General features: G+C 35.7%; 12 protein-coding genes. 11 read left to right on the top strand and 1 reads right to left on the bottom strand.

What is annotated here, in order from left to right; translation table 11 throughout:
* The first annotated feature begins 1 nt into the window (after position 1).
* The 11 genes from nuoF (at position 2) to AC0608_RS03165 (ending at position 11,988) form a co-directional block, all read left to right on the top strand.
* Positions 2-1,369 (top strand): NADH-quinone oxidoreductase subunit NuoF, encoded by a 1,368-nt coding sequence (nuoF, locus tag AC0608_RS03215; RefSeq protein WP_379856943.1) that lies wholly within the window; start codon positions 2-4, stop codon positions 1,367-1,369.
* Between the two features lie 18 nt (positions 1,370-1,387).
* The gene (locus tag AC0608_RS03210; protein WP_478288100.1) at positions 1,388-2,437 is read left to right on the top strand and encodes an NADH-quinone oxidoreductase subunit G; all 1,050 of its coding nucleotides are present in this window, start codon (positions 1,388-1,390) and stop codon (positions 2,435-2,437) included.
* Positions 2,430-3,482, top strand: coding sequence for an NADH-quinone oxidoreductase subunit NuoH (gene nuoH / locus AC0608_RS03205; RefSeq protein ID WP_478288099.1), 1,053 nt, complete (start codon positions 2,430-2,432; stop codon positions 3,480-3,482). Before AC0608_RS03210 ends, nuoH begins: the two co-directional genes overlap by 8 nt.
* A gap of 115 nt (positions 3,483-3,597) precedes the next feature.
* Positions 3,598-4,143 carry a NuoI/complex I 23 kDa subunit family protein gene (locus AC0608_RS03200; protein WP_417958864.1) on the top strand — a complete coding sequence of 182 codons (546 nt, stop codon included), beginning with the start codon at positions 3,598-3,600 and terminating at the stop codon, positions 4,141-4,143.
* Positions 4,143-4,655, top strand: a complete 513-nt coding sequence (locus AC0608_RS03195; protein ID WP_417958863.1) for an NADH-quinone oxidoreductase subunit J family protein — start codon at positions 4,143-4,145, stop codon at positions 4,653-4,655. Before AC0608_RS03200 ends, AC0608_RS03195 begins: the two co-directional genes overlap by 1 nt.
* Position 4,656: 1 nt before the next feature.
* A complete protein-coding gene (nuoK, locus tag AC0608_RS03190; RefSeq protein WP_066079401.1) occupies positions 4,657-4,977 on the top strand; it encodes an NADH-quinone oxidoreductase subunit NuoK in 321 nt (106 codons plus the stop codon).
* A gap of 6 nt (positions 4,978-4,983) precedes the next feature.
* A complete protein-coding gene (gene nuoL, locus AC0608_RS03185; RefSeq protein WP_478288098.1) occupies positions 4,984-6,867 on the top strand; it encodes an NADH-quinone oxidoreductase subunit L in 1,884 nt (627 codons plus the stop codon).
* Between the two features lie 9 nt (positions 6,868-6,876).
* A complete protein-coding gene (locus tag AC0608_RS03180) occupies positions 6,877-8,316 on the top strand; it encodes a complex I subunit 4 family protein (protein ID WP_478288097.1) in 1,440 nt (479 codons plus the stop codon).
* A 194-nt stretch (positions 8,317-8,510) separates the two neighbouring features.
* Positions 8,511-9,881, top strand: coding sequence for an NADH-quinone oxidoreductase subunit N (locus tag AC0608_RS03175; RefSeq protein WP_478288096.1), 1,371 nt, complete (start codon positions 8,511-8,513; stop codon positions 9,879-9,881).
* Positions 9,882-10,067: 186 nt separating this feature from the next.
* Entirely contained in the window at positions 10,068-10,784 is a 717-nt protein-coding gene (locus AC0608_RS03170) for a DsbA family oxidoreductase (RefSeq protein WP_478288095.1), read from the top strand.
* Positions 10,785-11,004: 220 nt separating this feature from the next.
* Positions 11,005-11,988 (top strand): Gfo/Idh/MocA family protein, encoded by a 984-nt coding sequence (locus tag AC0608_RS03165; RefSeq protein ID WP_478288094.1) that lies wholly within the window; start codon positions 11,005-11,007, stop codon positions 11,986-11,988.
* A gap of 80 nt (positions 11,989-12,068) precedes the next feature.
* Here the strand turns inward: AC0608_RS03165 and AC0608_RS03160 are convergent, their stop codons facing one another.
* Positions 12,069-12,665: a T9SS type A sorting domain-containing protein gene (locus AC0608_RS03160; protein WP_478288093.1), complete on the bottom strand. Its 597-nt coding sequence runs from the start codon at positions 12,663-12,665 to the stop codon at positions 12,069-12,071.
* Positions 12,666-12,706: the final 41 nt, after the last annotated feature.

Here is a 12,706-nt window from a genome sequence, read left to right as displayed (position 1 = left end):
TATGTCACAAAAAATATTATTAGATAAAATAAATATTCCTGGAATTAAAACCTACGAAGTGTACCGTCAAAACGGAGGATATGCTTCAGTAGAAAAAGCCATAAAAACATTAACACCGGATGAAGTAGTTGAAGAGGTGAAAACTTCTGGGTTGCGTGGTCGTGGTGGAGCAGGATTCCCCGCAGGAATGAAATGGAGTTTTATTGATAAAAAATCAGGGAAACCAAGACATTTAGTTTGTAATGCAGATGAATCAGAACCGGGAACTTTTAAAGACCGTTATTTGATGGAATTTATTCCTCATTTATTGATTGAAGGAATGATTACATCGAGTTATGCTTTGGGAGCTAACCTCTCCTACATCTATATTCGTGGAGAATACATGTGGGTGTATAAAATATTAGAAAGAGCCATTAACGAAGCTAAAGCTGCTGGATTTCTGGGTAAAAATATATTAGGTTCAGGCTACGATTTAGAACTGTATGTTCATTGTGGTGCTGGAGCTTACATTTGTGGTGAGGAAACTGCGTTGATTGAATCGTTGGAAGGTAAAAGAGGAAATCCTCGTATCAAGCCACCCTTTCCTGCTATTTCAGGACTTTGGGCAAATCCAACGGTGGTTAATAACGTAGAGACGATCGCCGCAGTGCCTTGGATTGTTAATAATTCAGGCGCCGAATATGCCAAAATTGGTATTGGACGTTCTACAGGAACCAAATTAATTTCGGCTTCAGGGCATATCAAAAACCCGGGTGTTTACGAAATTGAAATGGGTTTGAGTGTTTACGAATTCATGAATTCGGATGAATATTTAGGCGGAATGAGTTCTGATAGACCTTTAAAAGCATTTGTACCGGGAGGAAGTTCTGTTCCCGTTTTACCTGCCCATTTAATTTACAAAACTGCCGCTGGCGAAGATCGTTTGATGTCCTACGAATCGTTAAGTGACGGAGGATTTGCAACGGGTTCTATGTTAGGATCAGGTGGCTTTATTGTTTATAATGATACTGCTTGTATTGTTCGTAATACTTGGAATTTCTCCCGTTTTTATCACCATGAAAGTTGTGGTCAATGTTCTCCTTGTCGTGAAGGAACAGGCTGGATGGAAAAAGTATTGCACCGAATAGAAAATGGTCACGGTCGTGAAGAAGATATCGATTTGCTGTTGAGCATTCAAAGTAAAATTGAAGGAAATACCATTTGTCCATTAGGTGATGCGGCAGCTTGGCCAGTGGCAGCGGCAATTCGTCACTTTAGAGAAGAATTTGAATACCACATTCGTTTCCCGGAAAAAATTAAAAATAGAGATCATTTTGTTGCTGAGCCTTTTGAAAAAGTAAAGCATTTAGTTTCTAAAGTAATCGTATAAAGTCAACAATTTCAGAAAATGAAAGTAACCATAGACGGTCAAAGCATAGAAGTAGAACCAGGAACAACAATCCTGCAGGCAGCACGAATGATAGGTGGAGAAGTAGTTCCGCCGGCAATGTGCTATTATTCTAAACTAAAAGGAAGCGGTGGAAAATGCCGTTGTTGTTTAGTGGAAGTTGCCAAAGGAAGTGAAGCTGATCCAAGACCAATGCCTAAATTAATGGCATCTTGTGTAACCGGCTGTATGGACGGAATGGAAGTGAACAGTAAATCTTCACCGAGAGTTCAAGAAGCAAGAAAATCAGTAACTGAGTTTTTATTGATAAATCACCCATTAGATTGTCCGGTTTGTGATCAAGCTGGCGAATGTGATTTGCAAAATTTAAGCTTTGAGCACGGGAAATCAGAAACTCGTTTTATTGAAGAAAAAAGAACTTTCGAGCCCGAAAATATAGGTCCAAATATTCAATTGCACATGAATCGTTGTATTCTTTGTTACCGTTGTGTAATGGTGGCGGATCAATTGACTGATGATCGTGTTCACGGGGTAATGGATAGAGGCGATCATTCGAATATATCAACTTGTATCTCAAAAGCGGTTGATAATGAATTTTCTGGAAATATGATTGACGTGTGTCCTGTAGGCGCTTTGACAGACAAAACGTTTCGATTTAAATCTAGAGTTTGGTTCAGTAAGCCTTATAATGCACACAGAGATTGCCCTACTTGTTCTGGAAAAACTACCGTTTGGATGTTTGGTGACGAAATTCAACGTGTTACCGGAAGAAAAGATGAGTACCATGAAGTAGATGAATTTATTTGTAACGGATGTCGTTTTGACCACAAAGAAATTGCAGATTGGACTATTGAAGGGCCAAGAGCATTCGAAAAAGATTCGGTGATCAACCAAAATAAATACAACAGAAAATTACAAAAAGTGGAAATCGCTACCGAAGATCATATCCTTCTAGGTAGAGAAGAAGACCGCAAGAAAATAAGCATGGCCGAAATTCCATTGACCGAAGAAGACATTATTAATCAAAAAAGCTTGGGTAATAATGGATAGTACTATTATCATAGAAAAAAGTGTCATCATTGTTGCAGTTTTTGCTTTGACAATGTTGATGGCAATGTATTCCACTTGGGCAGAACGAAAAGTGGCCGCTTGGCTTCAAGATCGTGTTGGACCAAACAGAGCGGGTCCTTTTGGATTGTTGCAACCACTTGCAGATGGTTTAAAATTATTTTCGAAAGAAGAATTTGAGCCAAACACTCCGAACCGATTTTTGTTTTTTGTAGGTCCGGCAATTGCTATGAGTACCGCTTTAATGACAAGTGCCGTAATTCCTTGGGGAGACAGACTGCATTTGTTTGGTAGAGATATTTTATTGCAGGCTACAGATTTAAATATTGGATTGTTATACTTTTTTGGCGTTGTTTCCGTGGGTGTTTATGGAATTATGATTGGGGGTTGGGCATCTAATAATAAGTTCTCTTTGATTGGTGCGGTCCGTGCTGCATCGCAAATGGTGTCTTATGAAGTTGCGATGGGATTATCCATAATTGCTTTATTGATGATGACTGGAACGTTGAGTTTACGAGAGATCTCTGAACAGCAAGCAGGAATGAATTGGAATGTGTTTTACCAACCGTTGTCTTTTATTATATTTTTAATTTGTGCTTTTGCCGAATCAAACAGAACTCCTTTTGACTTAGCGGAATGCGAAACGGAACTTATTGGAGGATATCACACCGAATATTCATCGATGAAAATGGGTTTTTATTTATTTGCTGAATATGCGAATATGTTTATTTCCTCTACAATTTTGGCGGTTTTATTCTTTGGAGGCTATAATTATCCTGGAATGAGTTGGGTTGTTGAAAATTGGGGAGTGAATATTGCCAATGTTATAGGATTTGGCGCTTTGTTTATCAAATTATGTGGATTTATCTTTTTCTATATGTGGGTTCGCTGGACTATTCCAAGATTCAGATACGATCAACTGATGCACTTGGGTTGGAGGATATTAATTCCATTGGCGATCATCAATATTATCATCACCGGAATTGTAATTTTGAGAGCAGAAATTGCTACTTATTTAGGATTTTAATTAGTATCGAAAAAGCCCTAGCCCTGATAGCAGTGGAAATCCTTTTATCCTGAAACAAGTTCAGGATAAAAGATTGAAACAAATAGCAGGATTAAGCTTCAAATAAAAATAAAAAATGTCAATAGAAAGTATATCCTTATCGGGAAGAAAAAAGCTAGTCTCTAACAAGGAGATGACTTTTTGGGAAAGAATGTATCTTATTGCGATTGTCAAAGGTTTGATAATTACGATTCAGCATTTGTTCACCAGAAAAGTAACGATTCAATACCCGGAGCAAGTACGTGAAATGAGTCCAGTGTATCGTGGTCAGCACATGTTGAAACGTGACGAGGAAGGTCGTGAGAATTGTACAGCTTGTGGTTTGTGTGCGCTGTCCTGTCCTGCCGAAGCCATTACGATGAAAGCAGAAGAGCGCAGAGCAGATGAAAAACATTTGTACAGAGAAGAAAAATATGCGTCGATATATGAAATTAATATGTTGCGTTGTATTTTTTGTGGGTTGTGTGAGGAGGCTTGTCCGAAAGACGCTATTTACCTGACGACTTCTAAAGTATTGGTTCCTTCCAGTTATGAAAGAGAAGATTTTATCTTTGGAAAAGACAAATTGGTCATGCCGTTGGAAATGGCAATGAAAAACGCTCAACTTAAAAACGCTAACTAATGTCTACGATACTTATTATTTTTTGTGTTTTATCAGCGATAACTTTGTCTACGGCATTTTTGACAATTTTTAGTAGAAATCCGATTCACAGTGCTATTTATTTGGTGATTTGTTTCTTTTCGATAGCTGGTCATTATCTATTATTGAATTCTCAATTTTTAGCGATAGTGCACATTATTGTGTATTCTGGAGCGATTATGATTTTGTTTTTATTCACCATCATGTTGATGAATTTAAATGAGGAAAAAGAAGTGCACCGACCTCGAATTACGCGTCTTGGTGCTATTGTTTCTTTTTGTTTGATTTGTTTGGTTTTGTTAGCCATTTTTATCAATTCAAAACCGATTGTTGGAGAATACGTAACTACTGGCGAAGATTATCAGTCTATAAAAGTATTGGGAAAAATACTATTGAATGAATATATGGTTCCGTTTGAATTTGCTTCTATATTGCTTTTGGTTGCTATGATTGGAACAGTGTTATTGTCTAAAAAAGAAAAATTGCAAAAATAAAATGAACAATATTTTAAACCACATTGGTATTGAAAATTATATATTCCTAAGCGTAATACTTTTTTGTATTGGTGTTTTCGGAGTGTTGTACAGACGAAATGCCATTATCGTATTTATGTCAATTGAAATTATGCTGAATGCAGTAAACTTATTGTTTGTAGCATTTTCAACCTATCATCAAGATGCGCAAGGACAAGTTTTTGTTTTCTTTTCGATGGCTGTTGCTGCGGCAGAAGTTGCGGTAGGATTGGCAATTCTAGTTTCTATCTTTAGAAATTTAGGTTCAATTACTATCGATAATTTAAAAAACCTAAAAGGATAAATGGAAATGAATACCAATATAGCTTTAGTTTTAGTTCTTGCTCCTTTTTTAGGATTTTTAATCAATGTTTTCTTTGGCAAAAGCCTTGGAAAATCACTGTCAGGAATAATTGGAACGCTTTCAGTAGTGGTTTCTTTTATTGCGACTGCTTATTTCTTCAGTGGAATTGCGGCCCAACCAGAAGGAATTCATATTGCTCTTTTTGACTGGATCCAAATCAGTACTTTCAAAGTTGATTTTGGATTTCAATTGGACCAATTGTCCATTTTGTGGTTGCTTTTCGTAACTGGAATTGGGTCTTTGATTCATTTGTATTCGATCAGTTACATGCACGATGATGAAAATATGCACAAGTTTTTCGCGTATTTGAATCTGTTTGTATTCTTTATGATCACATTGGTAATAGGAAGTAACTTATTAGTGATGTTCATCGGTTGGGAAGGCGTAGGTCTTTGTTCGTATTTGTTAATTGGATTTTGGCATAAAAACCAAGAATTTAATGATGCAGCCAAGAAAGCATTCATCATGAACCGTATTGGTGATTTAGGATTGCTAGTTGGAATTTTCATTCTTGGAAATTTATTCTCGACTTTAGATTACGCTACTTTAAAAACGGCTATCGCTGGTGCAACGGATCTTGATATGTATTGGCTTTCAGTTGCTGCTTTCGCTTTATTCATTGGAGCTTGTGGTAAATCGGCACAAATTCCATTGTATACATGGTTACCAGATGCGATGGCAGGTCCAACACCGGTTTCAGCATTGATTCACGCCGCTACGATGGTAACTGCAGGAATTTTTATGATTACCAGATTGAATTTCTTGTTTGATTTGACTCCGGATGTACAAACGATAATTGCAATTGTTGGAGCCGTTACTGCTTTAGTTGCTGCAACCATTGGATTGGTTCAAAATGATATCAAGAAAGTATTGGCTTACTCTACCGTTTCTCAATTAGGATTAATGTTCTTAGCTCTAGGTTTAGGTGCTTATGAAGTAGCCGTTTTTCATGTAATCACACACGCTTTCTTTAAAGCTTGTTTGTTCTTGGGTTCAGGTTCTGTAATTCATGCGTTGCACGGGGAACAAGACATGCGCAAGATGGGTGGGCTTAAAAAAGCAATGCCAATAACTTTTGCAACTATGCTTATTGCTTCTTTAGCGATTTCTGGAGTTCCATTGTTTTCCGGTTTTTTCTCAAAAGACGAAATTTTATTAGTGGCTTTTCATCATAACGTTCCGTTATGGATTGTGGCTTCGGTTGCTTCTATAATGACTGCTTTCTATATGTTTCGTTTGATGTTTTTAACGTTTTTCCAAGGATTTAGAGGAACAGCAGAACAAAAACATCATTTGCATGAAAGTCCTTCTTTAATTACTATTCCTTTGATCGTTTTAGCAATTTTGGCAACTATCGGTGGGTTAATCAGTTTGCCAGGAAACAGTTGGTTGAATAGCTATTTGACTCCTATTTTACCAAAATTAGCAACTGCAGAACACCATTTAGGCACTACTGAATATATCTTGATGGCCATTGCTGTTGTGGGTGGATTAGTAGGAATTGGTATGGCTTACGCCAAATACATCAAACAAAATACAGTTCCAACAGAAGATGCTGCCATTATAGGATTTTCTAAAGTGCTTTACAATAAATATTATGTTGACGAATTTTATGACGCTATTTTTGTTAAACCGATTAATTTCTTGTCTCGTTTTTTCAGAGACACTGTGGAAACTGGTTTGTCAGCTTTAGTTTTTGGATTCGGAAAAGTTACCAACGAAATAAGTTACCAAGGAAAGAAAATACAAAATGGAAGCATTGGTCTTTATCTTTTTGTTTTCGTATTAGGGCTTTGTGCCATTGTTTCTTATTTATTTTTAGCTCAATAATTTTTTACTATGAATGTATCTCTAATATTAATTATACTTTTGGTTGGTGTGTTTGCAACGTTTCTTGCAGGCGATAAACTGGCTTCAAAAGTGGCTTTGTTCTTTGGGTTAGCTGCTGCAGGCGCTTCTATTGTATTATTAAATCACTATAATTTAGGTGAAAATATCAGTTTCATTAACCAGTGGATCACGCAACCTAATATTTATTTTGCTTTAAAAGCGGACGGATTATCGATGGCGATGCTTTTGTTGACCACAGTTTTGACTCCAATAATTATTTTTTCCTCTTTTGGGAATGACTATAAAAATTCAAAATCATTTTATGCGTTAATTCTGTTTATGTCGTTTGCAATGGCAGGAACATTCTTAGCATCAGACGGTCTTTTGTATTACATTTTCTGGGAATTATCATTGATGCCAATTTACTTCATCGCATTAATATGGGGTAACGGAGACACAGAAGAACGCAAAAAAGCGGTAGTTAAATTCTTTATCTATACGCTTGCCGGTTCATTATTTATGCTGGTTGCGTTTGTTTACATGTACCAACAAGCGGGTAGTCTTTTATTGGAAGATTTATATAAATTAAATTTATCGGAAACCGAGCAACTGTGGATATTTCTGGCTTTCTTCTTGGCGTATGTCATTAAGATTCCATTGATTCCTTTCCACACTTGGCAGGCTAATGTATACCAAAAAGCTCCAACTGTAGGAACGATGCTTTTGTCTGGTATCATGCTGAAAATGGGATTGTACAGTGTTATCCGTTGGCAATTGCCATTAGCGCCATTGGCAGCCAAAGAATACATGTATATTTTCATCGGACTTGGAATTGCAGGTGTGATTTACGGATCTATCGTTGCATTGAAACAAAAAGATTTAAAAAAATTACTTGCGTATTCTTCTTTGGCTCACGTTGGTTTAATTGCAGCAGGAACATACACTCTGACATTAGACGGATTGCGAGGTGCAGTTTTACAAATGATTGCACACGGATTTGTAGTTGTGGGATTGTTTTATGCAGCTGAAATTATTTTTAGAAGATACGAAACTAGAACCATTGCTGAAATGGGCGGTATTCGTACGCAAGCACCAAAATTCACTTCGATGTTTTTAATTTTGGTATTAGCATCTGTTGCCTTGCCAACTACTTTTAACTTTATTGGAGAATTCACCGTTTTATACAGTCTTTCACAAATCAACATTTGGTTTGCCATTTTAGGAGGGACAACCATAATTTTAGGAGCATATTATATGTTGAAAATGTTTCAACATACTATGTTAGGTGAAACCAATTCTAATCCTTTTGCTGATGTAACAGTGAATGAAGGAATAACTTTGGTACTAATAATAGGTGTCTTATTCTTTTTTGGGATGTATCCAAAGCCAATTACCGATTTGATTACCCCAAGTCTGGAAGAAATTCTTAAAGTTATCAATAGAAATTAGGATTTTGATTTTAGAATGAAGATTTCAGATTTTTGATTTCAGATTTTTGTGAGATATTAAAAATCATTCTGTTCAAAGTAAAAAAATTAGTACAAAAAAATATATTATTAATACAAATAAATTAGGTTTCAGATATAAAGAATTAGTTGGTTTTTAAATCCTAATTCGTAAATCCCAAATCAAACAATCAAAAAATGAATACATTAATAGCTATAATAGGATTAGGTGTTTTATGCCTTTTATTTGAAATTTTTAATTTAAGAAAAGCCATTGTTCCAATAACAATCATTGGATTGTTGGGAGTGTTGGGTTTAACTATATCTGAATTTAATTCAACCGAAAGCTACTATAACAACATGATTGTTGTCAGTAAATTTTCAAGTACTTTTTCGTCTTTATTTATTGTACTTACTATTTTCTTGGTGGCTTTAGGGCATGTTTTTTATGAAAATCACCAATCTAAAATTTCTGATTTTATTGCTATAAAAATATTTTTATTAGCAGGAGCGGTAGCGATGGTTTCTTTTGGAAACTTAGCGATGTTCTTTTTAGGAATCGAAGTATTATCAATTGCGCTTTATATTCTTGCCGCAAGTGATCGTATGAATTTAAAAAGTAACGAAGCGGGAATGAAGTATTTCTTAATGGGATCTTTTGCTTCGGGAATCATTCTGTTTGGTATCTGTTTAATTTACGGAGCCATGGGAAGTTTTGATGTTACTGAAATCAGTGAATTATCACAATCAGCTGAATTGCCAATCTGGTTCCCAATCGGAATTGTATTGGTAACAATCGGAATGTTGTTTAAAGTGGCTGCAGTTCCATTTCATTTTTGGGCACCGGACGTTTACGAAGGTTCTCCGGCGTTGACAACGGCATTGATGAGTACTTTAGCGAAAGTAGTTGCTATGGCGACTTTGTACAAATTATTATCAGTAATGAATGCCGATATTTCTGAGTCATTCAAAACTATTGTGGTTGTGATTGCTATGGCTTCGATGACCGTTGGTAATATTATGGCTTTAAGACAAACGAATGTGAAACGTATGTTGGCTTTTTCAGGGGTTTCCCATGCGGGCTTCATGTTGATGACTTTATTGAGTCTGACTACATCAGCAGGTAGTTTGTTGTATTATGCCTCCGCGTATTCTTTGTCTGGAATCGCTGCTTTTAGTGTGATTTTATATGTTTGTAAAAATAGAGACAATGAAGATGTTGTAAATTTCCATGGTTTGGGAAAAACCAATCCATTGTTAGCAGCCATTCTTACGGCAGCGTTACTTTCTATGGCTGGGATTCCAATTTTTGCGGGATTCTTTGCTAAGTTGGTTTTGTTTAATCAAACGATTCAAGCGGGTTACTTGGCTTTAGTAATCGTAGCAGTGATAAACTCTATTATTAGTGTTGGGTATTACTTCAAATTAATTTTGGCGATGTACACCAAAGAACCAAATGAAGAACGAAAAGGAACTCCGGTTATTATTTATGCAGTTGCCGTTATAGCGATTGTATTGAATATCGCATTAGGGTTGTTCCCTTCATTTGTTTTGGATTTATTGGCATAAACCAAAGTTTTAAAATATACAGAAAACCATCAAGAGTAATTTTGATGGTTTTTTTGGTTTAAAAGTGCTTTCTTGATTCTAATAAATATTTACTATTCAAGTATCTATAATTAAATACTAAAACTCAAAAAGCTCCAAATTGAATTGATTATTTTTGTGTATAGTATAAATTTTAAATACAAGAAGATGGCAAATACATTAAAAATACAAATCTGGTCGGATATCATGTGTCCGTATTGTTATATAGGAAAAAGGAGAATAGAAGGCGCTTTGGAACTTTTTAACCATAAAGATGCCGTTGAAATTGAATGGAAAAGTTTTCAGCTAGACGCTGGTTTTATAGCGTCTCCGGAGGACAATATGGTAGAACATTTAGCAGAAAAATATAGAAAAGATACGGATTGGGCACAAAATATGCTAGATAGTATGACCGAAAATGCTAAAAATTCAGGATTGGATTTTCATTTTGAGAAATCTATTTTAGCCAATTCTTTGAATGCGCATCGATTGTTACATTTGGCTAAAAAACATAATCGGGCCAATGACTTAGAAGAATTATTGTTTAAAGCGTATTTAACCGATGGCAAGAACATTAATGATTTGAATACCTTAAAAGCTTTGGGTCAGGCAGTAGGACTAACAGATGAAGCTATTGATGCAGTATTGCAGTCTGATGCTTTTACAAAAGAAGTACAGCAGGACATTACAGATGCACAATCAATCGGTGTGCAAGGGGTTCCTTTTTTTGTTTTCGATAATAAATATGCAATTTCGGGAGCGCAACATGTTGAGACATTTGTGAAAACATTAGAGAAAGCATGGGAAGAAGGTAAGTTTGATTCAAAAGTAACGGTATTAAATGCTACCGATGGAGACAGCTGTGGTATTGATGGTTGTGATTAAAACGAAAATTACTTTATTTTTAATTAAAAAAAATGAAGTTAAAGCGATGTCTTTAGCAATAAACAGATAAATTTACTTCAAAATATTTATTCAAACCATTAAGAAATTAAGTTTCATGTAGCGTTAAATCTAAATGAAATTTAATTTCTCAATGGTTTAATTATAATGTGAAACATTTGCAGTAGTGCTTAATTGTTAGCAGCAATGAAAATCAGTAATTATGAGTGAACGTACAAAAGTAATTCGTTGGGGAATATTGGGATGTGGTGATGTTACAGAACTGAAAAGCGGTCCTGCCTACCAGAAAACAGCTGGCTTTGAAGTGGTAGCAGTGATGCGAAGAGATGCGGTTAAAGCCGCAAATTATGCTGAAAGACACGGAATAAGTACCTATTACACCAATGCGGATGATTTGATTAATGATCCTGATATTGATGCGATTTACATTGCCACGCCTCCAGATGTTCATAAATTTTATGGACTTCAGGTAGCCGAAGCTGGTAAAATTTGTTGTATCGAAAAGCCTTTGGCGCCAAATTACCAAGACAGTCTCGCCATTTATAATGCTTTTCAAGAAAAAAATATTCCTTTGTTTGTTGCCTATTACCGCCGTACATTACCTCGTTTTGAACAGATAAAAACGTGGCTTGATACCAATAGCATTGGTGAAATTAGGCACATAAGATGGCATTTGAGCAAACCGGCAAATGCTAAAGATATATCTAAAGACTACAATTGGCGGACTGATGCAGTTATTGCTACAGGCGGTTATTTTGATGATTTAGCGAGTCATGGATTGGATTTATTCATTCACCTTTTGGGAAATATAAAAGAAGTTTCCGGATTAAGTCTCAATCAACAGGGTTTGTATTCTGCTAAAGATGCTGCAACTGCTTGCTGGTTGCATGAATCTGGGATTACGGGTACTGGTAGTTGGAACTTTGGGTGCTATGATCGGGAAGATAAAGTAGAGATTTTCGGGAGCAAAGGAAAAATAACATTTTCCATATTTGAAAACGATCCTGTAGTGCTTTCTAACGAACAAGGGCAAACAGAGTTATTCATTAATCATCCTGAAAATATTCAGTTGTATCATGTTCAGCACATGCGAGAAGACCTTTTAGGGAATAGCAAACATCCTTCAACAGGTTTGACAGGAGCCCATACGAGTTGGGTTATGGACCAGATTATTGGAAATGTTTAGTGTTGTTCCGACTGCTTACAGCAAAAAAAAGAGGCTATCCGATAAAGACAGCCTCATAATTACTACAATTTATTTAATCACTATTTAGCAGCAACTGTTTCGCTAAATGTTTTACCATTATACGTTATTTCAAACGTATATTTACCGTTTTGAGCGCTACTCAAATCAAATGTTTTACCCACATAAAGATCAGCAGCCAAAGTTTCATTGTACACTTCGGTTTGATCGGAGTTGTAAATGGCAACAGTAACAGGTGCTTTTTCCAAGTTTAAAATATTCAGGGTAACAATTCCATTTTTGTTTACAAAAACGGGTTTGTATACTTCAGAAATAGCATCCGCTGATAATTTTGCTTTATTACCCACGACTTCAATTTTATACTTTGAAATTTTAAGATCGCTTTCTGCTTTCAAGAAGTAGATTCCGTCTGGCAAAGCAGTCAAATCGTATGTTCTGTTGATGTTATCTTCAGAAGTAACTTTTTCCTGATAGATTAAACTGTCATTGGTGTCATAAATAGACAAATCAATTTTCTTAATCTCTTTCAAACTAAAACGTACCGTTTTTCCTTCTTCTTTTATTAAATCCAGTGAAAAATCTGCGTTTACTGCATGTGCTTGTACGGCAGTCAATACTACTGCGGCTAACACTAAACTAAATTTTAAAATATTTTTCATACTTGTAATTTTTTAGATTTATAATGATACTTATCTGTGGC

The organism is Flavobacterium sp. GNP008 (genome assembly GCF_056428965.1).
Note: the sequence above shows the minus strand (reverse complement) of the source record. Positions and strands in the feature narration are given on the sequence as shown.